Genomic DNA, 23980 nt, shown 5'->3' on the forward strand with positions numbered 1-23980 from the left:
GCAATTAGAAATTGTTGAAAAGTGCATTATGTATCAAAAATAATGTATTTAGTAGTGTAATTTGCAAATCAGATATGATGTACGGGTGTTAAACTAAAAACAATTTCTAATTGCTTGATAATGAAATTTTATAGAAGTGTAATTTTTTTCAATAGTTATTCTCTGTAGTTGTCGCGATCATCATCCATTGGGGTAGGCATTTTTTTCATCACTAAGCCCGAAACACCAGCTTGAACTGCCATTCCAAGTAGTTTTTTGAAAATACCTCCGGATGAACCTACAATTATTTTTTTGGTAAGGAAACCACTAGCCAGGCCTACGCCAAATTTTAGCGCCTTACTTTTAAAACTGTCAGAAGAAATAGTTTCACCAATCGAGGACACGGCTTCACTGATTTTTTCCTTTACTATATTAACGGGATTCAATTGATCAACTGTGAACTCAAAATGTCTCTTGAGCAAATCCAGTTCGGCCCTTTGCTGGTTTTCCATAATTCGGATGGCTTCTGCCAATGATCGATCGTCTTTAATTACTTGCATTTTTCTTCTCTTTAAAGATTTCGTTAATCAGATAATTGTTCAATTTATCATCCAGCCATGGTTTTCTCATCTTGATAAAAACAACTGCCATAACCCCATAAAACAAGGCTAATGCAAAGAAACCATAATAGTTTTTTCCTAGTAATTCTCCTAGATAGAGTGCCATTCCAACCGTCAATAACACAAAAAATAAAGCAATAATTGCTACTATAGCAAACCGTGAAGCTACCGAAGCAAAAACATCTGTTACCTTATCGATCGTTTTTAAACGATTGACTTCGAGGGTCGTTTTGACATATTGTTCTGCTTTTTCATAAAGCATTTCAACCAAGATTACTTTATCATTCATAATATTTTGTGTTTTATTTAAAAAAAAAGTAGGTCCGTCAAGTAGCCCAAAATAGGTTTACTCAACGGACCTTACTATTATTTTACGTTGCTTTCAACAGTCTTTTTAGCATCTGCTGCAAGTTCTTTTCCTTCATTATAATAGTTGGAAGCATCGTTTTTAACGCTTTCAAATTTTGAAGAAATGGTTCCAATAACATCTTCATATTTCTTTTTGATGTCATCGATTGATCCTTTGCCTTTATCGGCAATTTTCTTACGTGTGTTGGTTCCTTTATCCGGTGCGAATAAAATTCCTAAAATTGCTCCTGCAGCTAATCCTGCTAACGCTCCTAATACTACTTTACCTGAGTTCATATCTAATTGTTTTTAATTAATAATTTATTTTAAATTTTTTGTAAAAGATATAGCGGTCTTTTACAGGTATTTCTTTTTCAAATTGCAATGATTCCCACCTCTATAAAAACGTGTAACCTACTGTAAACTGAATAACTTGATTTTTATATCGAAGAGATGACTCTTCACCATCTGAATCAGTTTTGCTCAAATCCCATGCTGCTCTTGCAGAAATCACGAATTGATCTACATTGAAATCAACTCCTGCAGAAACACCAAAAACTCCTTTTTTATAATTGTCATCGTTGATGTCCTCTTCTGAACCTACTGAGTTATCATTAAATTCTGTTTCAGTACTCAACAAGTAAGAAAATTGAGGCCCCACTAATAACGAAAGGTTTTCGGTTGGTTTAATTTGCAAGTGAACCGGAATATCCAAGTGAGATGTTTTTCTTGTAAATTCATAATCAGCCCCCAGGAAACTTCCTTCAGCCTTGAATCCTTTTTCAGAATATAAAATCTCTGGTTGGATTCCAATGAATTTGCCAAATGGGATCGCTATAAAAGCACCTCCCGCAAATCCTACTTTGCCATCTGCAACCAATTCATCATTTTCTTCATCATATACATTCGATAAGTTGATACCGGCTTTTACACCAAATTTAAAATTCTCTCTTGTATCAGTTGATGAACTTGCTGTATCATCCTGAGCAAAACCTGTCGTTGAAACTGCCATAGCAAATAACAGTAACGTTGATCTAAACATCTTTTTCATAGCTTTTTTTTCGTTTTCTTTTATTAGTTTTCTGATTCAAACTCTTTTTCTAATGCATCAGCAGCACTGTCAACATCAGCTTTAAAGGCCTCCCAAGTATCAGCACTGTATGTCGTGTATTGATCAAGTTTAGCTTTCAACTCTGTGTTTTTTTCTTCAAGTCTAGCAATTCTTTTGTTGTGACGTTCTTGAGCATCTGCAGATCCAGTCATTTTCTTAACTTTCAAGTCGGCAATTTTTTGCTCGTTTTTGGTAATCTTTTCATTGATTTCCATTTTGTAGTTTTCATACTCTTGATTAGCCTCATTTTGTTCTTCGGCTACATCCTGTTTTGCTTCCAAAACATCTTCTTGAGCATCTTCTACTTTTGACTCTCCGTCTTTACAGCTTGTTAAAGTTCCTGCCGATAACATCGCGATCATTCCTAGTGTTAAAATTGACTTTTTCATAATTAATAAGTGTGTTAAGTTTACATTACAAAGATGCCACAACTATCAAAGGATTCTGTTACAGTACTTTTTTTATATTTTACAATATTCACATATATTTCTTACAAAGCCCTATTTTATTGGGGTTTTACATCCAAAACACTGTAGTTTTTACTTTTAAAGGCCAAAATAATCACACCAAGGCACATCAATTCCATTTCATACAGGAGAAATCAAAAAGAGTACGGTAAAAATTTAAAAGAGTAGGGTTGAACCCGAAAAAGTACAGTAGAAATCAAAAAGAGTACGGGACAACCCGAAAAAGTACAGTAAAAATCAAAAAGAGTGCGGTACAACCCGAAAAAGTGCGGTAGAAATCCAAAAGAGTGAGGGAAAACCCGAAAAAGTGCGGTAGAAATCCAAAAGAGTGTGGGACAACCCGAAAAAGTACGGTAAAAATCAAAAAGAGTACAGTAGCATATAAAAACAATACAGTAATAGAACGAAAAGAAACAGTTTATTAACCACTCCGAACCCTAAACCTTAAACCCTAAACCTTAAACCCTAAACCTTAAACCCAAAAAAAAACTACATCCGTTGGAATGTAGTTTCTTAGTTTTCATAGCAGTCATATTATTTTTTCTTTTCAGCTTCCTTCTTTGCTTTTTCAGCAGCTTTTTCCGCCTCCTTTTTTGCCTTCTCAGCTTTTTCCTCAGCTTCTTTTTTCTTCTTGGCTTCTTCTTTTTCTTTTTTCTTGAAATACCCTCTCAGCAGGAAGTTGTGTTTTGCAGCTTCCATATTTTCATCTAAACCTTTCGTACTGCTTTTTAAGTTGCTGATGGTCTGATCAATTTCTTGGGCCATGCTCTCGTCATTGATCAATCGGCCAAGAGTTCCGTCACCACTGTTTATTTTGATTAATATCTCGGCAATTTCACCCGAAGCGATTGCTGCATTGTCAGATGTAACTTGCAAACTCTGAATGATGGCATCGGTTTCCACTGGTTCGGTTGAAGCAATTCGCTGACCATCTTTCACGATTTGTGAATTTGGATTTCCTTGAGAAAGCACTACGACTTTATCACCAATAATCCCTTCAGAACCAATTCCGGCCTGACTATCAGATTTGATAAACTTTTGAACATCCTTCTTGATCAGCATATCCACTTTTACCATCGAGTCATTGATGATTCTGATATTATCTACCGTTCCAATGTTGATTCCAGAGAAACGAACCGTGTTACCCACTTGGAGTCCGCTAACGTTTCTAAAATCGGCAGTAACCTTGATTACCGGATCAAAGAGATTTTTTTGTTTCCCGATAACGAATATCGCCAGGAAAAAAAGGATGATCCCTACAAGGATAAATAATCCCAGACGTACTTTAAAATTGTTGCTTTTCGTTTCCATATTTTTTTATAATTCTTTTGGGTTTCTACTATTATTACTTTGGAAGTATGAATTGACCAATGCATCATCAGTATTTTCAAATTCATCCAGTTTACCTTCCTTATACACTTTTCCTTCTTGAAGCATGATTAACCGGTTTGCCACCGTTCGTGCACATTCAATATCGTGCGTGATAATGATGGAAGAGGTTTTATACTTCTTCTGAATATCATTAATCAACAAGCTAATCTCATGTGAAGTTACAGGATCCAAACCAGTCGTAGGTTCGTCATACAACATAATGGCAGGATCCACAATGATGGTTCTCGCCAAGCTGATTCTTTTTCGCATACCTCCCGAAAGCTCGGATGGCATTTTGTCTATCGCATCAGGCAAGCCTACGTTTTCCAGAGCTTCTTTGATCTTGGTTTGAATTTCCTCATCAGATATCTTTTCTTTCATTCGCTTTAGCGGAAATTCAAGATTTTGTCGAACCGTCATAGAATCATATAAAGCTCCACTTTGAAAAAGGAAACCAATTTTTCGACGAACATCTTCTAGTTCTTCATATTTCATACTGTTTACTTCATCTCCCATAATGTTGATCATTCCAGAATCTGCTTTAAGCAAACGAACAATACATTTAATGAGAACTGATTTTCCAGTACCTGATTTTCCAAGAACAACTAGATTTTCTCCCTTTCGAAGCTCCATCGTTAATCCATCTAACACTTGCATATCACCAAAGCCAATTCTAAGGTCCTTGATTTCGATTACGTTTTCTGTATTTGTAGCTGCTTCTATCATATAATATCTGTTATTTGAACCGCAATTAAATCTACAATAATCACTAATAGAGAAGACATTACAACTGCTGAATTGGCTGCAATTCCAACACTTTCAGTTCCTCTTCCTGCATTGAATCCTTTGTAGCAACCAACCATTCCAATCACTAATCCGAAGAAAAAGGTCTTGATGATGGCAGGAAATAAATCACCAAATTCTACATCGCCAAATGCCTGAGTGATGAATAAAATAAAACTCACATCGCCTTTGATATTGGCAGCCAGCCAACCTCCAAGAATTCCTAGAGCATCTGCATAAAGAACCAATAACGGCAACATTAATGTCGCAGCCAAAATTCTTGGAACAATTAGAAACTTTATAGGATTTGCAGATGAAACTTCCATGGCATCAATTTGTTCAGTAACACGCATAGAGCCAATTTCGGCACCCATGCTCGATCCAATTTTACCGGCACAAATCAAGGCGGTAATCACAGGACCCATTTCTCGTATGATGGAGATAGTAACCATTCCCGGAAGCATCGTTACAGCTCCAAAATCGACTAGAACTGGTCGTGCTTGGATGGTTAAAACCAAACCAATGATCAATCCTGTAACAGATATTAGTCCTAATGATTTGTTTCCTATCTGGAAACACTGCTTGGTAAACTCTTTGAATTCAAAGCCACGAGCGAATGTGTTTTTGAAAACGGTAGCTACAAACATGAACACATCCGCTACATCAATCAGGAATTTTTGAAAACTGTTTTTACGGTTGATGGTTTCGTCTGTTAGACCTTCGGTTTTTCTCCTAGCGTATGTTTTAATCTTTGTAATCGGTTTTTTCATTTGAAGATTAGATTTTTTAAAGATTAATTTGAGATTTACTCATTATTATTTTCATCTCGGGTAGTTGTTTCTGTAAAAATAGTTTTAGATTCTTCAACTCTATTCACATTGATAGTATCCGAAGCATTCTCAAAGTTGTAAAGCGGAAGCCTGATGTGACGCCATTCATAGGTTTTGGGTAAATCGTCTCCCATTAGATAGCCCCAAGCTTGCAGCCCTTCGATTCGATCAAAGATTACTTTCAGGATGGCAATTAGCGGAATAGCCAGAAACATTCCGGCAACTCCTGCAATAGATCCTCCAATGATGATTCCAACGATGGAAACCAGTGCATTGATTTCTACTTTTGAGCTCACAACAATTGGCACTAATATATTGTTATCAATAAATTGAACGATTGCATTTACAATCAAAACGCCAATTACTAAAGATAAATCTGGAGAACCTGTTAGTGAAGCGAAAACGCTAATAACATAGGCAAACATAATACCTACATACGGAATTAGGTTTAGAATTCCTGTAATCACACCTAATAAAATGGCATATTTTACTCCCACAATTGACAATCCAATGCTGGTTAGAGTTGCAACACTAATAAGCTGAATGCTCAAACCAACCAAGTAACTTTTTACGGCAAGTTTTATATTTGCCATGATATCCTGCAATTTTTCGTGGTGTTCTGGTTTGTATAGTTTACACAGGAATTTGACAAAATGAGTTCGGTATAAAAGAAACAGAAACATATAAATAGGCACCAAAGCCAAATTAAGCAAAGTGTCGGTAAAGGACATTAGGGTAGAACCGATCATTTCCTTTCCAGATTTCAATGAATCTGAAGTGGCAGAATTGATGTATTCTTCTTGCTCTTTTGTACTGATGTTGAAATGATCGCGAACATAGGCCTGAATGTTGGCAAAGTGGATTTTAATGTTACTTTGAATCTTGTCCCAATCCTCAACAAAATCGCTAATTTGCCAGGAAAGGAAAGTGATAATACCCACTATTAATAAAACAAACATCAGCACTGAAACAATAACGGCAAGAATGTGTGGAAAACGAAGCTTCGATTTCAGGAACAACGTCACGGGTCTGAGTAGTATGGAAAAAAGAATGGCCAGTATTATTGGAATAATAATCCCCTGTCCAATATAAAAAATGAAGAAGATCGAAATTAAACTCAATAAAACAAATGCCAATTTAGCATAGAAAGGAAATTTGTAAATTTCATTCATATAATACTATCTAAAGTTAGGGTACTTAAACTTTAGCAAATATTATATTAATGATGGGATAACACGTTACAGTACTTGGGTAATTTGTTATATAATTTACACGTAATTAGTAAAACTAATCTGTAAAATCCCTACTATCAAAGGTATGATGTTTAATGATCGAAATGCCTTTTTGCAGCAGTAAAGTATTTGGATAAGTGATAACTTCTCCCTCACTTGTTTTGAGAAGGGTATGAAACGTACTGATGTCTTCGATTTCAGCTTCGATAGGGAAGTCTTTATCATGAATCTTGATGGTATCTCCAATTTTGAAAGGGAATGAAAAAAGCAAGATAATCCCCGAAGTGATATTACTCAAAATAGACCATTGTGCAAATAATGCAACACCAATTACAGTCAAAACAGATGAAACCGTTAGAAAGAGATCTTTTGTTTCAACTCCCCAAATCAGAAATAAGGTAATAAAGAATAAAACAGTTACAAAAATATTGATGTATTTTATGACCAAGTTAATCCTATGTTCAAGGATTTCACTTTTTGTGGAATATTTCCGAACGAGTTTAGCTCCCCCAAAACGTAATAAAAGAGCCGAAACAATTAAAATAATTGTACTTATTATTTCTTGTAAATGGGCAGTTGTTATGGATATCATTTTTGATTGAAATTCAAATTTGAACCAAAGTTATAAGATTTATTGTAGTAAAATTATTTTCTGGAAAAATATTAAGAATACATTAATAGCATCTTATAAAATACTTAATAACATGACTTTAAAAGTGTAGATTTCAAAAGCTTTTTTAGTATATTTGAAACCCGATTATTTCCCAATAAAACAAAATATAAAAGCAAAGAATCTGTTACTTTTTTTGGATTGAAAAAACCTAGAAATTTGTTTTTTCGTTTATAATTTAGTGAATGGAAAATTGATTGTAACACACATAGCACTATCTTAAAAATGACGGAAAAACTAATGGCGATTAATTCTAATGAAAAAGAAAGAGTAGAGGCTTTATACCGATATAATATCTTAGACACATTGTCTGAAGAGGAATATGATGATATTACCAAATTAATCGCTCATATTTGTAAAGTTCCAATAGCCCATATTTCATTTATTGACGATAAAAGGCAATGGTTCAAATCTTCAGTAGGACTAGAAATTTCAGAGATTCCTTCAGAGGAAACTTTTTGTCAATATACCATAAAGCAAGATTCAATTGTAGAGGTTCCAGATGCTTTAGAAAATGATTTTTTTAAAAACCATCCTCATGTCACTGGTGGTTTGAACGTGAGATTTTATATAGGAATTCCCATCACAACTCCAGATGGATATAACATCGGAACTGTTTGTGCCGTTGATATGATTCCGCGAGAAATCCATGATGCAGAACGAACCGCACTTTCGACATTTGCAAAGCACATCATGACGCAACTTGAACTGAAGCTTAAAAACCAGGAGTTGATAAAAGCTAAAAATATTGCCGAAAAGGCAGTATATGCAAAGGATAGTTTTATGGCCAATATGAGTCATGAAATTAGAACGCCGATGAATGCCATAATGGGTTTTACAGAACTTTTGCTACAAAGTAAACTCGATGGTTTGCAAACCCAGTTTGTGAATAATGTGCAAACTGCTGGAGAAAATCTATTGTTGATTATCAACGATATTTTAGATTTATCAAAAATAGAATCGGGTAAATTAGCGATCGAAGCTCAGCCTTTTAATTTAAAAAACACGTTAAAGCATGTGTATGATCTATTGAAGGTAAAAGCATCTGAAAAAGATATTGAATTCAATTTGTTTTTAGATGCTGATATGCCCGAAACCATAGTGGGAGACAAGGGGAGATTGAACCAAATTATAATGAATCTTGCTGGAAATGCCTTGAAGTTTACTGAAGAAGGTGAAGTTACTATTGCTGTCAAAAAAATCGAGGAAACCGATGAAAGTTATACCCTGAAGTTTTCAATAAAAGATACGGGAATTGGTATAGCCGAAGATAAACTGGAAACTATTTTTGACCGTTTTACACAAGCAGAAGAAAGTACTACTCGAACATTTGGAGGAACAGGATTGGGCTTGAACATTGTAAAACTATTGGTAGAATTGCAAAACGGAACTGTAGCGGTGAAAAGTAAAGTAGGTCGAGGTTCAGAGTTTTATTTTGAATTGAATTTTGCAAAAGACAATAGTAATTCAATAGAACAGCTTCACGAAATCACATCTTCAAAAAAATCCTTGGGTAAAATTTCTATTCTGCTGTGTGAAGATAATATCTTGAATCAAAGCTTGACAAAAAATGTTATTGAAAATTTTGGATTTACCATCGAAATAGCCAATAACGGACAGGAAGGAATTGAGATGTTGCTTAAAAATCAATATGATTTGATTTTGATGGATTTGCAGATGCCAGTATTGGATGGTTATAAAACAACGATTTATATTAGACAGCAACTAAAATCAGAAATTCCAATTGTGGCCATGACAGCTCATTCATTGGTTGGAGAACAACAAAAATGCTTGGAAATTGGAATGGATGGTTATTTGCCAAAACCTTTTAGACAAGAAGATTTGCTTTTGACCATTCAAAATGTTTTGGAACAAAAAACAAAAGAATTATTAGTAATGGCTCCACTTGAGAATGTCGAAAATAACACTGACGAAGTTGATTTTTCTTATTTGATGGAACTTACTTCAGGAAATGTTGAATTCAAAAACGAGATGATTGCCTTATTTGTGAATAAGATACCTGCCGAAATGAATTTGCTTGAAAAAGCAATTATCGAACGAGATTATCAAACCATTATGGCGATGGCACATAATATGAGATCTTCATTGCAATTATTTGGATTGAAAAATGAAGCCAATTATTTGGATGAAATAGAAAAAGAGACTGTTGATTCACAACTGAGTTTTCAAATAATTGAAAGATTTCAATCCGTTAAAGCAAAATTAATAGCAACAATCGATGCATTACAAAAAAATACTTTGGAGCATAATGCAACACCAAAACAAGTATAATAGATCCCAAATCTATTCCACCAATTAAACCTAGTTTATGAAATTAATTTTAGCAGAAGACAATGAATTATTACGAAAATCACTGTCATTTTTTCTAGAAGCAAAAGGATTTGAAGTCCATCAATATGCAGATGGTAAAGAAGCACTCGAGGCAATCAAGCTAACGGTTTTTGATATGATCTTGACGGATATCAACATGCCAGGATGTAGCGGAATGGAAATTACGCAATATGTTAGAACCCAATTGAACCTCGATACTCCAATTATTATTTTCACTTCTTCTAATGTCGAGCAAACCGAATTGGATTCGTTTGATATTGGAGCAAATGAATTCATTCCGAAACCAGTTAGTCCTTCTGTTCTCTTAGTTAGGATGAATAAATTATTAAACTTGAAATAATTAGTACTTTTTGGATGAACGAATTGTGGCAATTATATAAAAGTAAAACTTGGGTAGAACCTTTTCTGGTCTATTCCATTTATTTATTTATACTTGTTACGGTTGTTCTTTTTGTGTTGATTATGATTAGCAGGTCAACAAAAATCCGAAATGAAAGATTAATTCGAAAATATGAAATCAGTATTGAAAAGATGCTGTTTTCCATTCTTTTTGGTACTGAAAATTATGGAAGCATAAAAAAGGAAGAGGATTTTATTAGCCTGAATCAAAAGCCACTTTTCAGAAATCAATTGCTGGAATCGGTTATTAATTTGCATCAAAATTATGAAGGAGTCTATGCCAAGAAATTGGAATCTTTTTATTTTGAATCAAATTTGATTAATGATTCTTTCGAAAAATTAAAAAGCAGGCATTGGGAAATAAAGTGTAAGGGAATCAAGGAACTAGCTGAAATGAATGTGTCAAAAATATTCAACACATTAGTGAAAATTTCGAAATCCAAGAATAAAACCCTTAAAATTACAGCTTTAAATGCCTGTATTAAACTCAATGGTACCAACGGAATTACACACTTGATCGATCACAAAGACCCAATTGATACTTGGACACAGCTTAATATTCTTTCGGCATTTAAAAAAGGAAATATAGAAAATACAAATGGTATCGAATTGCTCTTGACATCTAAAAATAAAACGGTTGTGAGTCTTGGTTTGAAGATTATCCAAACACTTTATTTATCGCAAAAAGCCGTTTTTATCAACGAGCTAATTGCTACCACAAATAGTGAAAAGATTAAAAGCGAAGCCAAAAATGTATTGCATTTATTTGTAAACCCTAAATCTTCCAAAGTATAATGTTCACGGGCGAATTACATCAATTTGTAGAGTTGTATCTTATCCTGATTATGGTGTATGCCATCTTGATCATGTCGTCCTATTTGATTTTGGCTCATTTATCAGTAAAGCAATTAAAAGAGCATTTGAAGAAAAATAGTTTCGTGAATTATGAAGTATTGCTTTCGACTGAATTTGCTCCACATTTATCGCTTATTGCCCCAGCTTATAACGAAGGAATGACGATTGAAGAAAATGTAAAATCTTTATTGTCATTGAATTATAATAATTATCAAGTAATTGTTGTGAACGATGGCAGTAAGGATAATTCTATGGAAATATTAATCAATACCTATGATTTAATTCTTGTCGAATTGCAATTTGAAACCAAAATTCCAACTAAAAAAGTTAAGGCTATCTATCAATCCCGAAATGCTGCCTACAAAAAATTGATTGTGGTCGATAAGGAAAATGGAGGCAAAGCTGATGCTTTAAATGTAGGTTTGAATATTGCTCAAAACCCGTATGTGGTTTGCATTGATGTGGATTGTATTTTGGACAAGGATTCTTTGCTAAAACTAGCTAAACCTTTTTTAGAATCAACAGAGAAAAGAGTGATTGCAACTGGTGGAGTGGTGCGAATTGCGAACCAATGCATCATAAAAGACGGACGATTGGTTGAGGTGAATATTCCTGACAAGATGTTGCCACGAATTCAAGTTTTGGAATATCTAAGGGCTTTCCTTTTGGGTAGAATGGCTTGGGAACGACTTGATGGTTTGCTTTTGATTAGTGGAGCTTTTGGAGCATTTGATAAAGAAATTGCAATTTTATCCGGTGGTTATGATCATAAGACGGTTGGTGAAGACATGGAATTGGTCGTGAGAATGCGACGTTATATGCACGATAAAAAACTTCCTTATACCGTTAGTTATATTCCGGATCCATTGTGTTGGACTGAAGCTCCAGAAAGTTTTACGATTTTCAAAAAACAGAGAAGCCGCTGGATGAGAGGGACTATCGAAACCCTATGGATCCATAGGAAAATGTTTATGAACCCGAAATATAAATTGTTAGGAACAATAAGTGTCCCATATTGGACATTTTTCGAATTTCTAGCCCCTTTTATCGAGTTTTTAGGATTGCTAATTACGGCTGTATTTATTATTTTGGGACTTTTGTATTGGCATTTTTTCTTATTGTTGGTTCTTTTTGTGTATTTCTTTGCCGTGATGTTTTCGGTAATTGCCTTGTACAGCGAAGAACGAACCTATCATAAATATCCAAAGATCAAGGATTTTCTAAAACTTTTAGGTGGTGCATTAATCGAGCCTTTGTATTTCCATCCAATTGCCGTCTATGCAGCCTTGGTGGGATATATGGAAAAAATTAGAGGCACGAAAGGTTGGGGCGAAATGACCCGAAAAGGTTTCCAAAAAAAATAATTTCGATTAGAAATTTGTCAGATACGAATATACTTTATCAACTGGCAATCCCATGACATTTGCATAAGATCCCTCTATTCTTGAAACACCAATAAAGCCAATCCATTCCTGGATACCATAAGCTCCAGCTTTATCATAAGGTTTGTAATGTTCAAGATAATAATGTATCGCTTCGTCTGGCAATTCGTTGAAAGTAACAGCTGTGAGTTCATAAAAAACATCAGTATTTTCTATAGTTTTGATGCAAACAGAAGTAATGACATCATGAGTATTTCCTGATAACGACTTTAATATTTGAAATGCATCATCATAATTTTTTGGTTTGCCCAAAGCTTTATTGTCAAACCAAACGATTGTATCACTTGTAATCAAGATATCATTTTCTTTCAATTCGCCTTCAAAGGCATTGGCTTTTAATTCGGCTAAAAAATTAGTGATTTCTTCGGCTTCAAGCCCTTCAGGATAGATTTCCTCTACTTCCTTCAATCGGATTTCAAAATCCAAATCCAAATCTTTCAAAAATTGCTGTCTTCTTGGGGATCCTGAAGCTAATATGATAGTATGATTTTTAAATTTTTCCTTAAGCATTTAATTTGATATTTAAAGTTACAACCAAGGCCGATAAAATCCCGAAAAGCATAACAAATTTCAATATCAAACTCAGATGATGAAAGTCCTGTTTGTTTTTTGCGGAAGCACTTTTTACGGTAAAATAAATCAGCGGAGCCACAATTGATAGCAAACAATAAATGGTCGCGATATACAATTCATTTACAAAATAATATTCATTGATGTAATAAAGTAGTGCAACAATTGGAATAAAACTAAGCAGGAAAACCACTCGGGTTGTTCTTGTAACGCCAAGTGCTATAGGTAAAGTGTTCATTCCTTGGTTATAATCTCCATTAACATCTTCAAGGTCTTTGACGATTTCTCGAATAAAGTTAATCACGAAGGCAAAAATAGCATAATCCAAAAGCACTCTAAAAATCAGACCTAAAAAGGCTTGGTTTTCCAAAGTAATCAGTGGATATAGATTGAATATTCCGATTATGATCACACTCATTGAAGTCAGGATAGCTACAATTACATTTCCAACTAACAAACTTTGTTTCAAGCTTGAAGCATAAAGATATAGAGTGGCCGAAATCAATATAAATAGTAGTGCAAAGGCTGGTTTTTCAATAAAATTGGAAAGATAAAATCCAATTCCGACACCTATGATATTCATGGCGATGTATAGATTGAAAGCTTTGTCTTCGGAGATGCTTTTTCCAATCACAACTTCTTCCGGTTTGTTGATGGTATCGGTTTCCTTATCAAAAATATTATTGATCAGATATCCGGCTCCAGCTATCAAAACAGTGGTTGCAACTAAAAGCAAATACTGCCAATCATTTAAGGCAAGCGGAATATTTTGCTGGTCTAAAAAGCCATATTTAAAAATGATTTGCATCAAAGCAATCATTAATAAATTCTGATAACGTATTAATTTTAATAATTTCATTTCGGGATAAAGGGTTTCTTGATTCGTAAAATATTGAAAAATAGTTTTTTAAATCCTGAATTAGATTTTTTAAACACTACCTAAAGATAATTTCTTTAAGCAGATTACCAATACTTTATTTTGAATTTATTTGACAAAAAAAAAATACCCGAAATCATTTTCGGGTATTCTTATATTTTTATGAAATTAAATTATCCTCTTGATCCACCTCTTGTTGATCCACCATTATTTCTCGGTGAAGAGCTTTCAACTCGTTGAGTCCTTTGTGGTGTCGCATTTTGTGAACGTGCCGGAGTGCTTCGTTGGGGTTGAACCGTTGGAGAGCTTGATCTCACTGCTGGAGGAGTTGCATTTCTGTTAGAATTTACTCTTTCAGACATTACTCTTTGTGAACTGCTATTATTTCTAGTAGAAGCTGCTGGTCTAACCGCTGCATTTCTTGTTGGAGTGGATGTTCTAACGGTTTGACTTCTTGTTGGAGCCGCATCTTTAGCTTTTACACTTTTAGTTTCAGTTCTTACCTGAGTTGATCTCGTTGCACCAGTTCCTCTAACGTTTCCAGATTCTGCTCTAGTAGGAGCCACATTGGAATTGTTTCGGGTAGTATTTGTTCTTGTCGTAGCAGTTGAATTGTTTCGTGTTGCTGTTGCAGCATTTGAATTTCTAACACCAGTATTGGTTCTAGTTCCTTCAGCATTTCTTGTTTGAACCAATTCATGTCTGTTGCTTATGTTGTTGTTTCTTCTTGTGAAAGATTCGTTTGGATGTTGTCTTTCATATCCATTTGCACGTCTTGTGCTGTGCATAGCAACCGCTCTCTCACTTCTTCTAACGTTTACATAATTGTAAGTGTTGTGCTCATGGATGTGAACGTGAATATGATTTCTATATCTGTAAACTGGGTATGGAGCCCATCCATAATAATATCCTGGGTAATAATTCCAATAATATGGAGAATAGTAAGGACGGTATGCATTTACCCAAAACACTCCAAAAATAACAGGTCTTGTTACATAAACTGGTTCATAAATATAGTTGCTTCCGTACATATAAACATCACCTACAACTTGAACTTGAACATTATTGTTGTTGTCTCTTTCTACTTCAATTGTAGCAACATCCTGAAAAACATCTTTTTCCAAAACGGCTTGAAGTATAATCAAGTGCGTGTTTCTTTCAACTGATTCAATTACCCTCAAATAATCAACTTGTCTGTCATAATTTAAATCAAGATTAGATATTTGATTCTTAGGGTCGTTTAATCTTCTTTCAAAGTCTTGAAGATTTTCAGAATCTCCAAAGATGGATGCAACAGCTCTCAAATCTAAATTATCGCTAATATCAGAATTTTTAGCATTAACCGTAGTCACATCTTGTGCATTGGTTTCGTTTGCAAATAAGAAAGCAAACAGGGCGAGGGTAAGTATCTTGGTTTTCATAATGTGGAAATTTATTGGTTAAAAGTTTTTGGTTTTTTTACTTATAACCGTAATTCCAACATCTGTGCCACTAATTTTATTTTAATATTTAATTAACTAAATTACTGATAGTATTTCAAGAATTGAGAAGGAGTAAACCCAGTTTTCTGTTTGAAAAGCCTTGAAAAATAAGCATAATCTTCATATCCCAGTCCAATGGATATTTCTGAGAACGTTTTGCTTGTGTGAAGCATAATTCTTTTTGCTTCTAATAAAACTCGATCCAGAATAACTTCTGAAGTGGTTTTCCCAATGATGCTTTGGGTAATCCTGTTGAGGTGCTTGGGTGTAATGTTCATCATCGAGGCATATTTTGAAGGTGATTTCTCAGTAAGAAAATGTTTCTCAATGAGTTTTTCTAATTCATTGAACTTTTGTGAATACAAGCTATGATTGACAACTTGTTCGGTTTGATCTTTCAGATAAATTCTAGAAAGCTTGGCATACATTATATCCGAATAACTTATCAAGACCTGATGTTTTAGTATTTTTTTGTTCTGGTATTCCGATAACATCGCTTCAAATAAAGCAACTATTTCTGGAATTTGATTTACTTCCAACTCGATCGACGGACTATTTTGTACCGATTGGAAAAAAGGGAAATTAGAAATGCTATTGTGTGAAAAATGCAAATCATAAAAGTCTTTAGTATGTGTAAAGATATAACCATCAATATCATCCGAAAGTTCCCAATGATGCGTTTTTCCTGGAGAAATAACAAATAAATTCCCTGCTTTTACAGTATAGATATTAAAATCAATTTCATGGATACCTGATCCTTTTGTAAATAAAACACACAGATAGGAATTGTGTTTGTGAGGTTTTGTAATTTTATTTTTGTTCAGAATGATATGTTCCCTAAGATTGTTTACATAGAAATCTTTTTGATTTTCCTCTTTTTGAAGCTGGTTAATGTGGAGAACATTAATCATAAATAATAGGTTTTTAATGGTAAATAAAATTAATTAAAAAAAAACATAATGTCTGAATTATCCCAAAAAAAAGCCACTATTTCTAGTGGCTGTATATTATTCAATTCTTTTCATGCAAATCCTTTCTGGCGGATGCAGTACCATTGGGAATTTTTCAATTTTAACTGAACTACTGTCCAAACCAAAGGCTTTTTCTTCGGATAAGCTTAATTTTTTAATTAAGAAATAAGTGTTCATTACCAGTTTTTCGTGCCATAACATATCGCTGTCGTTGGAAAGGAATTTTTCTGAAAGGACAAATTTAAAGTCGCCAATGATATTATTTCGGTTTAATGATTCATACCGGCTTGTAATATCCACTTCACCATTTTTCACCATGTCTTTCACTACTTCCTTGAACATGATATTGATTTTTGTAGGTTCTCTAAAACCTAGATTAAAATCAATCCTAATCAAATCATCCTTTATAAGTTCGGTAACTTTATATTCCGTTTTATAAGGTTCGTTCAAGATGTTGACATGGATAAACCAATATAAATCAGCTCTTTTTGGACGCTTTTGCAAGATAGAATACAAGACTTTTTCCTCAATTTCATCAATTCTTCCCGAGTTGGTCATGTAGACCAAATGGGTTGCATATTTTGGAATGGATAAATCGCTACTCAATTCGCCAAGGACTTTTTTATAGTTGTCGATTTTTACCATTTTGGTGTAAGCTTTGCTAATTTTCTTGGCTCTATACCATGTTGCCATTATCAGAATCAAAGCGACTGCAATGATCAAAGTCACATAACCTCCATGCGAAAACTTTTTGATATTGGCTACAAAAAAACTCAATTCAATTAAAGCATAAATCGAGATAATTGGGGTAATAAAATACCATTTTACCCTTTTCATGATCAAATAATAATTAAGCAAACAAGTGGTCATAATCATACAAAGTACAATAGCCAATCCGTAGGCAGCTTCCATGTTGCTTGATTCTTTGAAACGCAAAACGATTAATACGCAACCTACAAACAATAACCAATTTATAGATGGAATATACAATTGTCCTTTTAACTCGGTTGGGTATTTGATTTTTACTTTTGGCCAGAAATTCAATCGCATTGCTTCATTAATCAAAGTAAATGAACCGCTAATCAAAGCTTGAGAAGCAATAACAGCAGCAAGCGTGGCAATCGTGATTCCGATAGGTTGAAACCAATCTGCCATAATCAAGTAAAAAGGATTACCATTGGAACCACCAAGACTTTTCAAGGTTTCTCCTTCATGATGGATCAAATAGGCTCCTTGCCCGAAATAGTTCAAAACCAAAGTCGTTTTTACAAAAATCCAACTTACACGGATGTTTTTTCGACCACAATGCCCCATATCTGAATATAAGGCTTCAGCTCCTGTTGTACATAAAAAGACAGCACCAAGTATATAAAAACCTTCAGGATGTATGGTCAATAAATGATAGGCATAATAAGGATTTAAAGCCCTTAAAACATCTGTATGATAATAAATTTGAATGATACCTAGTGTTCCCAGCATTCCGAACCAAATTAGCATCATTGGGGCAAAGAACTTACCGACCAAATTGGTTCCAAATTGTTGTATAAAAAATAAAACAAACAAAATTCCAATTACTATTGGAACAGTATTGATTTCAGGATAAAACGTTCTCAAACCTTCAACTGCCGAAGAAACAGAAATAGGAGGAGTGATGATACCATCGGCCAATAAAGCACTTCCTCCAATGACGGCGGGAACGATGAGCCATTTGACTTTTGTCCTTCTTACTAATGCATATAAAGCAAAAATTCCTCCTTCGCCATTGTTGTCAGCATTTAGAGTAATAATTACATATTTTATTGTGGTTTGAAGTGTTAAGGTCCAGAAAACGCATGAAATACCACCTAAAACAATATCTGCATTGATGGGCAAATCTCCAATTATTGCCTTCATTACATAGAGAGGAGAAGTCCCGATGTCACCGTAAATTATACCTAAAGTGATAAGTAATCCTGCTAATGATAATTTATTCAGGTGGCCATTATGTGAAGCACTCATAAAATAATATTAAAGGGGCAAAATTAATTAATTTTTGGATAGTATTTGCATTTTTAAGCAAGCATAAATTTTATAGAAGCTTTTATTTCATTCATTTAAAAAAAGTAAGTTTGTATCTCTAAATAACTTCCAAATGAAAAAAATATTCCTAATACTGCTAAGTTTCTCATTGATAATGTCTTGCAAACAGAAAGAGTCAGAAGCAATTGAAAGTGACATAGTTCTGTTTACATCAGCAACAGTTAAAAACATTTTTACCGATAGCATTTCGATAAGAGCCATTTCGATTGATTCTGGAAAAATTTGGTATGCCGGAAACAACGGGAAGTACGGCTATTTTGATTTGGACAACGAAAAAAACTTCAATGGTCATGTTGCAAAAGATACTTTAAAGCTCGAATTTAGAAGCATTGCCCAAACTTCCTCCCATATTTTTATTCTAAATGTTGGAAATCCAGCTCTTTTGTACCGAATTTCAAAAGATGGTTCTCAAATTCAATTAGTCTATCAGGAAAAGCATGAAAAAGTTTTTTATGATAGCATGCAATTCTGGAACGATCAGGAAGGTATTGCAATGGGCGACCCGACAGATGGTTGTCTTTTGGTAATTGTTACAATAGATGGAGGAACAACTTGGAAAAAAGTTTCTTGTGGTAATTTACCAAAAGTAGAAGAAGGAGAAGCCGCTTTTGCAGCCAGTAATACCAATTTAATTATAAAAGGGAATGACACTTGGATGGTTTCTGGCGGAAAAAAATCAAGAATTTTTTATTCATCCGATAAAGGAAATTCTTGGCAAGTATTCAACACGCCAATCATTCAAGGCGAAGCAATGACGGGAATTTTCACGGCTGATTTCTACGATTCCCAAAACGGATTCATCGCTGGAGGAAATTATGAAAAGCCAAATCAAAACTTCGGCAACAAAGCGATTACAAAAGATGGCGGAAAAACGTGGAATCTAATAGCCGAGAAAAAAGGCTTTGGTTATGCTTCGTGTGTTCAATATGTTCCAAACAGTAACGGAAAACAATTAGTTACAGTTGGAGCTTCCGGTTTGCACTATTCTTCAGATTCTGGCGAAAACTGGCAACAATTCTCTACCGATAAAGATTTGTACACCATAAGATTTATGAACGATTCAACTGCAATAGCTGCAGGAAAAAATAAAATCGTCAAAGTAAATTTCAAGACAAAATAGTTGGTCTAAAAACTGAAAAAGCCTGAAACGAAATCATATCGCTTCAGGCTTTTTTTTCTTCCATCTTCAGACTTCCATCTTCCAACTCATTAATACCAACGTTTCTTATTCTGTTTAGAACCCGCCGATTTCCTAGATTTATGAGCGCCACCGCTTCTGTTTGAATTTTTTGGTGGAGCAGCCTCTGCTTCTGGACTTCCTGCATGCCATGGATAAGGATGATCTGTAATTGTCTGCACATCAACCTTAATCAATTTCTGGATATCTTTCCAATAAGGATGTTCGTCTTTACTACAAAACGAAATTGCAATACCGCCATTTCCAGCACGACCCGTTCTACCAATTCGGTGCACATACGTTTCAGGAATATTAGGCAAATCGAAGTTGATTACAAAAGGCAATTGGTCGATATCGATACCACGAGCTGCAATATCGGTTGCAACCAAAACGCCCACTTCTTTCGCCTTAAAAGCATCCAAAACACGTTGTCTGGCACTTTGCGATTTGTCTCCGTGAATCGCTTCAGCAGCAACACCGTGCTTTCTCAAGGCTTTCACAACATTATCAGCACCATGTTTCGTTCTCGAAAAAACCAATAAATCAGTCAACTTTTCATTTCGAATCAAATGGTACAGTAAATTTCTTTTTTCGGTTTTGTCAACAAAATAAATTCTTTGCTCTACATTTTCTGCCGTCGAAGAAACGGGCGAAACCGAAACGGTTGCCGGATCTTTCAAAAACATTTCAGCCAATTCACGAATCGCAATCGGCATCGTTGCAGAAAACAATAACGTCTGGCGGTTGTTTGGCGTAAGCTTCACAATTTTCTTCACATCATTCACAAAACCCATGTCTAGCATCTGGTCGGCTTCGTCTAAAACTAGTGTATGCAAATGGTCCAAATCAATAAAACCTTGCTTGTGCAAATCCAACAATCGTCCTGGAGTTGCAATCAAAATATCAACACCTTTACGCAAAACATCCACTTGTGGCACTTGTGAAACACCACCAAAAATGGTCAGCTGTGTCAAGTTGGTATATTTCCCGTAGGAATCAAAATTTTGCCCAATCTGTACCGCCAATTCTCTTGTAGGTGTCACCACCAAACAACGAATTTGCTTCGCTTTTTTGGTAGAACCTACAATTCTGTGCAATTGGTGTATGATGGGAATAGCAAATGCGGCTGTTTTTCCGGTTCCGGTTTGAGCACAACCCACTAAATCTCGGCCTTCTAAAACCAATGGAATCGCCTGTTGCTGTATTGGGGTTGGTTCCAAATATCCTAATTCGTGAACCGCTTTTTGTATACTTTTGGAAAGTGATAAATCTTCAAATAACATATAAATAATTCGTTCAAGTGCTCTGAATTAAGCACAAAGAGGTTGCAAAGATAGGTTTAATATTTGTAATGTATAGAATAGTGGCTGTTTAGGTTTTTTTCAGGAGCTAATCCCGCTTTCCGTTACAATCTTTTTGTCCCGAACCCCGGCACAAAAAGGATTTCCACTACAATCGGGGCTAGCTTCGCCTTTGGAATCAGTAGTTTAAGAATAAATTTTCTGTATTATATTTAAGTTTCGGCTTTTTAAACCATTAAGAAATTAAGTTTCATTAAGGCATTAAACATTAACTTAATGAAACTTAATTTCTTAATGGTTTGAAATAAATATCTTTATTTTAAATCAAGATAACCTGTACCATAACATTTAAAACAAATTCCATTTTGATAATATTTATATTGACTTAAATATCCAATGCCGTTACAGTTATTACAAAGGTTTAATTCCAAAATAGTGGATTTGCTTTCGTCTAAATATATTGGAATAATCTGTGTTTCATGAATTTTTTTATGGCACAAATCACATAAAGTAATAAGTGCATTATTTTCATATTCCCAAGGTAATTTATTTAAAATGTAATATTTATGATGAACATGTAAAATTACATTCACTTTTGGGTAAATAATTCTTTCTTTAGTTATAAAATTAGGTAATTGTAGTTGAGAAATTTTTTTCCAATAAACATCTTTTTCTTCATTTGTTTGTTCTCTTATTCCTTTTCCTTCAACTCTTTTATGAGGGGCTTTGCATTCACAACATTTTTCACCATCTCTTAAAAGAATTTTATTCCTTTTAGCTTTCCATTCAGTTGTTAATAATTTTTCACCATAAGTTAAAAAAGAGCCATTATTAGTACTTTCGCTTAAGATTGTTTGATAGTCTTTCTCTTCCATCGATATTGAGATTTATACGTTTTGTAATTTATCCCTCTCAAACAATCCCAAAGTTCCACCAACCCAATCCTTATCCTTATTGAATTTCACTCCAATCATCTCACCACGGCTCAAACGAACTAGGTTGCACAATAGAGTAGGAGCCTTGTCCTCTTTTTTCCAGACACAAAGCACACGAACTTCTGCTTTTACCTTTCCATCAGGCGATTGCACGATTGGAATATAGTTCACTTTTTTCTGTAAAATATATAATTCTTTCTCTGTTACCGCTTCAATATCTTCTTTCTTGACATGAAAAATCACACCGCTTCCCGAAAACGAAAACAAAGGTTTCAAAACATAATTCTCCAAATCTTCTGGGATTTCTTTTAAATCACTCAACAAAGTCGTTTCAATAAAATATTTTCCTTTCAAGAACGGCAGGATAAATTTGCTGATTCTGAAAAACCAGTTTGGATGTCCGGCCCATTCCACGTCTAAATCATCCGAAAAACTGAACTCCATTTTCAAGTCTTTTCGCAATTCAAGTTCGTCAAAAATAACACGGTTATAAATGCGTTTTACTTCAATTTCAGCTCCAGCCTCATTTTTATAGTATAATTTTTTGCCTTTTTTAATCAATTCTGTTACACAAACAATCGGAATCCCGATGTCTCTTTTACAATAATAAAAATCAATCTTTGTGTTTTGCTTTTCGGGTTCAATTTCCAGCAGGATTACATTTTCCTTCGGATGATTGTTGCAAATCGCTTCCTCAATAATTTTCAAATATTCTTCTCCAGAAATGTCATTTATAAACGGTGTAAGCTCTTCTAAAAAAGGATAATGTGTCTTGAATTTTTCATACAGCACATATTGATAATTGAATAATGATGGAAATCCTTGTACCTCAATTAATTTCGGAATAACCTTTCCATCTTCTTCACAAATACCAAAATCAATTGCTAGAAAAGTAGTATGTTCGTCTTCATTCGGAACTTTGCTGTTTAGTTCTAAAGATTTGTTTGTTAATTTTTTAAAGTTGTCTTGTTGAATTAACGCTATAACATCTTGACAACCTTCTAAAAGTTGTTGCTTTAAATCATTCGAAATAAGAAAAGGTGTTTCGGCCATTCTAAAAGTTGGCTCATAATTAAAGTCAGAAGCAATATCGTCTTTAAAGTCTTGATATTTTTCTGGAGTAAAACTATCGTTGAATAGTTGTCTATATTTTGAAATCATATTTGTTTTTTTGGTTAGTTGGAAATAAAGAAAGCCACAAACTCAAAATGAAAATTTGTGAATTCGTGGCAGTTTTTCTATGAAATAAAAATATTTTAATTCGATAAAATCTTCTTTGTTCGCATCAAATCATTAATAGCAATTCTCAGAAAATTAGGAATCAAGGTTTCATTGGTTTTATAAATCTTGTCCTCGTCGAGCAAATCTTCCAGCATGTTCCTGAACTTTCGCTTGCCTTTCATCTTCTTGATTTTTTCTCTTCGTTCGGTGTTTTTCATATTAGCAACAAAACTGATAGGGTCGGCTTCAGGATGAAACTGAGTTCCCACCATATATTCTGAAAAACGAACTGCCATAATCGCTCTTTCATACTGAACGTGGTCACGGATTTTTTCCAAGGAAATAATTTTAGCCCCTTTTTTAGCAAAAATGGCTAACTTAGGTTGTACGACTTGATAATCACGGGAATCAATACCGTAGAAAGGATTTGAAAGTCCTTCAAAAACAGGATCGTCTGCACCTTCTTTTGTTTTATGAATGGGCATCACGCCAAAAGAAGTGTCGTTTCGTTTCGTAATTTCGGCCAAGCCAAAGTGCTTACATGCCATTTGAAACGAATGACAGATGAAAAGAACGTGTTTTTTGATGTTGTTTTCTTTGTTCCAAACGGTCAAAGTATCAATGAAATCGTAGTATTTCAAGTCCCAATTTCCGTCGCCTTCTAAAGGATTTCCGGGACCTCCGGTTGAAATAAAAATATCAAATTTTTTAATATCAGGTAACTCAGATTTTCCTCTAACATCAAATATCTTGAAAGTAACCACCTGATTGAATCGGTTTATAATATCGATGATACAACGCATTCCCTGATTCGGCTCTCCATCATACATGTCAAGAATTGCAATTTTGATTGAATTATCACTCATTATATTTAGTTTAACTGATTGTAAATTAACTGCAAAGATAAAA

24 protein-coding genes are annotated in these 23980 nt (G+C 34.3%); 5 read left to right on the forward strand and 19 right to left on the reverse strand.

What is annotated here, in order from left to right; genetic code table 11:
- Positions 1-155: 155 nt before the first annotated feature.
- The 10 genes from G508_RS0114150 to G508_RS0114195 all read right to left on the reverse strand — a co-directional run bounded on the left by G508_RS0114150 (position 156) and on the right by G508_RS0114195 (position 7333).
- A complete protein-coding gene (locus G508_RS0114150; protein WP_026705940.1) occupies positions 156-539 on the reverse strand; it encodes a hypothetical protein in 384 nt (127 codons plus the stop codon).
- Positions 526-888 (reverse strand): hypothetical protein, encoded by a 363-nt coding sequence (locus G508_RS0114155; protein WP_026705941.1) that lies wholly within the window; start codon positions 886-888, stop codon positions 526-528. Before G508_RS0114155 ends, G508_RS0114150 begins: the two co-directional genes overlap by 14 nt.
- Before the next feature lie 77 nt (positions 889-965).
- The gene (locus G508_RS0114160; RefSeq protein ID WP_026705942.1) at positions 966-1244 is read right to left on the reverse strand and encodes a YtxH domain-containing protein; all 279 of its coding nucleotides are present in this window, start codon (positions 1242-1244) and stop codon (positions 966-968) included.
- 100 nt (positions 1245-1344) lie between these two features.
- Complete coding sequence (locus tag G508_RS0114165; protein WP_084625993.1) at positions 1345-1998, reverse strand: porin family protein; 654 nt, start codon at positions 1996-1998, stop codon at positions 1345-1347.
- Between the two features lie 23 nt (positions 1999-2021).
- Entirely contained in the window at positions 2022-2447 is a 426-nt protein-coding gene (locus tag G508_RS0114170; RefSeq protein WP_026705944.1) for a sll1863 family stress response protein, read from the reverse strand.
- A gap of 612 nt (positions 2448-3059) precedes the next feature.
- Positions 3060-3836 carry an MlaD family protein gene (locus G508_RS0114175; protein ID WP_026705945.1) on the reverse strand — a complete coding sequence of 259 codons (777 nt, stop codon included), beginning with the start codon at positions 3834-3836 and terminating at the stop codon, positions 3060-3062.
- Between the two features lie 6 nt (positions 3837-3842).
- On the reverse strand, positions 3843-4622 hold the full coding sequence (locus tag G508_RS0114180; protein WP_026705946.1) for an ABC transporter ATP-binding protein: 780 nt from the start codon (positions 4620-4622) through the stop codon (positions 3843-3845).
- Entirely contained in the window at positions 4619-5449 is an 831-nt protein-coding gene (locus G508_RS0114185; RefSeq protein WP_084625994.1) for an MlaE family ABC transporter permease, read from the reverse strand. The genes G508_RS0114180 and G508_RS0114185 overlap by 4 nt, the downstream gene beginning before the upstream one ends.
- A gap of 35 nt (positions 5450-5484) precedes the next feature.
- Positions 5485-6681 carry an AI-2E family transporter gene (locus tag G508_RS19070; protein ID WP_051197659.1) on the reverse strand — a complete coding sequence of 399 codons (1197 nt, stop codon included), beginning with the start codon at positions 6679-6681 and terminating at the stop codon, positions 5485-5487.
- A gap of 115 nt (positions 6682-6796) precedes the next feature.
- Entirely contained in the window at positions 6797-7333 is a 537-nt protein-coding gene (locus G508_RS0114195; RefSeq protein ID WP_026705948.1) for a mechanosensitive ion channel domain-containing protein, read from the reverse strand.
- Positions 7334-7636: 303 nt separating this feature from the next.
- Between G508_RS0114195 and G508_RS19075 the strand changes: the two genes are divergently transcribed.
- Genes G508_RS19075 through G508_RS0114215 form a run of 4 tightly spaced genes read left to right on the forward strand, consistent with a single transcriptional unit; the run spans position 7637 to position 12381 of the window.
- Positions 7637-9703: a GAF domain-containing hybrid sensor histidine kinase/response regulator gene (locus tag G508_RS19075; RefSeq protein ID WP_084625995.1), complete on the forward strand. Its 2067-nt coding sequence runs from the start codon at positions 7637-7639 to the stop codon at positions 9701-9703.
- Positions 9704-9740: 37 nt separating this feature from the next.
- The gene (locus tag G508_RS0114205) at positions 9741-10103 is read left to right on the forward strand and encodes a response regulator transcription factor (protein ID WP_026705949.1); all 363 of its coding nucleotides are present in this window, start codon (positions 9741-9743) and stop codon (positions 10101-10103) included.
- A 14-nt stretch (positions 10104-10117) separates the two neighbouring features.
- Positions 10118-10957 (forward strand): hypothetical protein, encoded by an 840-nt coding sequence (locus tag G508_RS0114210; RefSeq protein WP_026705950.1) that lies wholly within the window; start codon positions 10118-10120, stop codon positions 10955-10957.
- A complete protein-coding gene (locus tag G508_RS0114215) occupies positions 10957-12381 on the forward strand; it encodes a glycosyltransferase family 2 protein (protein WP_035694860.1) in 1425 nt (474 codons plus the stop codon). Before G508_RS0114210 ends, G508_RS0114215 begins: the two co-directional genes overlap by 1 nt.
- Before the next feature lie 6 nt (positions 12382-12387).
- Here G508_RS0114215 and G508_RS0114220 read toward each other — a convergent pair whose 3' ends face one another.
- The 5 genes from G508_RS0114220 to G508_RS0114240 all read right to left on the reverse strand — a co-directional run bounded on the left by G508_RS0114220 (position 12388) and on the right by G508_RS0114240 (position 18356).
- Complete coding sequence (locus tag G508_RS0114220) at positions 12388-12969, reverse strand: Maf-like protein (RefSeq protein ID WP_026705952.1); 582 nt, start codon at positions 12967-12969, stop codon at positions 12388-12390.
- On the reverse strand, positions 12962-13888 hold the full coding sequence (locus tag G508_RS0114225; RefSeq protein ID WP_084625996.1) for a geranylgeranylglycerol-phosphate geranylgeranyltransferase: 927 nt from the start codon (positions 13886-13888) through the stop codon (positions 12962-12964). The genes G508_RS0114220 and G508_RS0114225 overlap by 8 nt, the downstream gene beginning before the upstream one ends.
- 191 nt (positions 13889-14079) lie before the next feature.
- On the reverse strand, positions 14080-15327 hold the full coding sequence (locus tag G508_RS0114230) for a hypothetical protein (RefSeq protein ID WP_026705954.1): 1248 nt from the start codon (positions 15325-15327) through the stop codon (positions 14080-14082).
- Between the two features lie 101 nt (positions 15328-15428).
- Positions 15429-16298, reverse strand: a complete 870-nt coding sequence (locus G508_RS0114235; RefSeq protein WP_035694864.1) for a helix-turn-helix domain-containing protein — start codon at positions 16296-16298, stop codon at positions 15429-15431.
- A gap of 96 nt (positions 16299-16394) precedes the next feature.
- Entirely contained in the window at positions 16395-18356 is a 1962-nt protein-coding gene (locus G508_RS0114240; protein ID WP_026705956.1) for a KUP/HAK/KT family potassium transporter, read from the reverse strand.
- A gap of 133 nt (positions 18357-18489) precedes the next feature.
- Between G508_RS0114240 and G508_RS0114245 the strand changes: the two genes are divergently transcribed.
- Complete coding sequence (locus G508_RS0114245; protein ID WP_026705957.1) at positions 18490-19557, forward strand: WD40/YVTN/BNR-like repeat-containing protein; 1068 nt, start codon at positions 18490-18492, stop codon at positions 19555-19557.
- An 89-nt stretch (positions 19558-19646) separates the two neighbouring features.
- On the opposite strand, the gene G508_RS0114250 is transcribed toward G508_RS0114245, so the two are convergent.
- From G508_RS0114250 to G508_RS0114265, 4 genes are all read right to left on the reverse strand, one after another.
- Positions 19647-20897 carry a DEAD/DEAH box helicase gene (locus G508_RS0114250; protein ID WP_026705958.1) on the reverse strand — a complete coding sequence of 417 codons (1251 nt, stop codon included), beginning with the start codon at positions 20895-20897 and terminating at the stop codon, positions 19647-19649.
- A gap of 332 nt (positions 20898-21229) precedes the next feature.
- Positions 21230-21790, reverse strand: a complete 561-nt coding sequence (locus G508_RS19080; RefSeq protein WP_035694866.1) for a hypothetical protein — start codon at positions 21788-21790, stop codon at positions 21230-21232.
- 12 nt (positions 21791-21802) lie between these two features.
- Positions 21803-23011 carry an ATP-grasp domain-containing protein gene (locus G508_RS0114260; protein WP_026705959.1) on the reverse strand — a complete coding sequence of 403 codons (1209 nt, stop codon included), beginning with the start codon at positions 23009-23011 and terminating at the stop codon, positions 21803-21805.
- A 95-nt stretch (positions 23012-23106) separates the two neighbouring features.
- Positions 23107-23937 carry a type 1 glutamine amidotransferase gene (locus tag G508_RS0114265; RefSeq protein WP_026705960.1) on the reverse strand — a complete coding sequence of 277 codons (831 nt, stop codon included), beginning with the start codon at positions 23935-23937 and terminating at the stop codon, positions 23107-23109.
- Between the last annotated feature and the right edge of the window lie 43 nt (positions 23938-23980).

It is taken from the genome of Flavobacterium soli DSM 19725 (assembly GCF_000422705.1).
GTDB classification, from domain to species: Bacteria; Bacteroidota; Bacteroidia; order Flavobacteriales; family Flavobacteriaceae; genus Flavobacterium; species Flavobacterium soli.

Excerpts from the sequence above, each read along its gene's own strand:
- G508_RS0114150 (WP_026705940.1), bottom strand. The coding sequence starts at position 539 with ATGCAAGTAATTAAAGACGATCGATCATTGGCAGAAGCCATCCGAATT.
- G508_RS0114155 (WP_026705941.1), bottom strand. The coding sequence starts at position 888 with ATGAATGATAAAGTAATCTTGGTTGAAATGCTTTATGAAAAAGCAGAA.
- G508_RS0114160 (WP_026705942.1), bottom strand. The coding sequence starts at position 1,244 with ATGAACTCAGGTAAAGTAGTATTAGGAGCGTTAGCAGGATTAGCTGCA.
- G508_RS0114165 (WP_084625993.1), bottom strand. The coding sequence starts at position 1,998 with ATGAAAAAGATGTTTAGATCAACGTTACTGTTATTTGCTATGGCAGTT.
- G508_RS0114170 (WP_026705944.1), bottom strand. The coding sequence starts at position 2,447 with ATGAAAAAGTCAATTTTAACACTAGGAATGATCGCGATGTTATCGGCA.
- G508_RS0114175 (WP_026705945.1), bottom strand. The coding sequence starts at position 3,836 with ATGGAAACGAAAAGCAACAATTTTAAAGTACGTCTGGGATTATTTATC.
- G508_RS0114180 (WP_026705946.1), bottom strand. The coding sequence starts at position 4,622 with ATGATAGAAGCAGCTACAAATACAGAAAACGTAATCGAAATCAAGGAC.
- G508_RS0114185 (WP_084625994.1), bottom strand. The coding sequence starts at position 5,449 with ATGAAAAAACCGATTACAAAGATTAAAACATACGCTAGGAGAAAAACC.
- G508_RS19070 (WP_051197659.1), bottom strand. The coding sequence starts at position 6,681 with ATGAATGAAATTTACAAATTTCCTTTCTATGCTAAATTGGCATTTGTT.
- G508_RS0114195 (WP_026705948.1), bottom strand. The coding sequence starts at position 7,333 with ATGATATCCATAACAACTGCCCATTTACAAGAAATAATAAGTACAATT.
- G508_RS19075 (WP_084625995.1), top strand. The coding sequence starts at position 7,637 with ATGACGGAAAAACTAATGGCGATTAATTCTAATGAAAAAGAAAGAGTA.
- G508_RS0114205 (WP_026705949.1), top strand. The coding sequence starts at position 9,741 with ATGAAATTAATTTTAGCAGAAGACAATGAATTATTACGAAAATCACTG.
- G508_RS0114210 (WP_026705950.1), top strand. The coding sequence starts at position 10,118 with ATGAACGAATTGTGGCAATTATATAAAAGTAAAACTTGGGTAGAACCT.
- G508_RS0114215 (WP_035694860.1), top strand. The coding sequence starts at position 10,957 with ATGTTCACGGGCGAATTACATCAATTTGTAGAGTTGTATCTTATCCTG.
- G508_RS0114220 (WP_026705952.1), bottom strand. The coding sequence starts at position 12,969 with ATGCTTAAGGAAAAATTTAAAAATCATACTATCATATTAGCTTCAGGA.
- G508_RS0114225 (WP_084625996.1), bottom strand. The coding sequence starts at position 13,888 with ATGAAATTATTAAAATTAATACGTTATCAGAATTTATTAATGATTGCT.
- G508_RS0114230 (WP_026705954.1), bottom strand. The coding sequence starts at position 15,327 with ATGAAAACCAAGATACTTACCCTCGCCCTGTTTGCTTTCTTATTTGCA.
- G508_RS0114235 (WP_035694864.1), bottom strand. The coding sequence starts at position 16,298 with ATGATTAATGTTCTCCACATTAACCAGCTTCAAAAAGAGGAAAATCAA.
- G508_RS0114240 (WP_026705956.1), bottom strand. The coding sequence starts at position 18,356 with ATGAGTGCTTCACATAATGGCCACCTGAATAAATTATCATTAGCAGGA.
- G508_RS0114245 (WP_026705957.1), top strand. The coding sequence starts at position 18,490 with ATGAAAAAAATATTCCTAATACTGCTAAGTTTCTCATTGATAATGTCT.
- G508_RS0114250 (WP_026705958.1), bottom strand. The coding sequence starts at position 20,897 with ATGTTATTTGAAGATTTATCACTTTCCAAAAGTATACAAAAAGCGGTT.
- G508_RS19080 (WP_035694866.1), bottom strand. The coding sequence starts at position 21,790 with ATGGAAGAGAAAGACTATCAAACAATCTTAAGCGAAAGTACTAATAAT.
- G508_RS0114260 (WP_026705959.1), bottom strand. The coding sequence starts at position 23,011 with ATGATTTCAAAATATAGACAACTATTCAACGATAGTTTTACTCCAGAA.
- G508_RS0114265 (WP_026705960.1), bottom strand. The coding sequence starts at position 23,937 with ATGAGTGATAATTCAATCAAAATTGCAATTCTTGACATGTATGATGGA.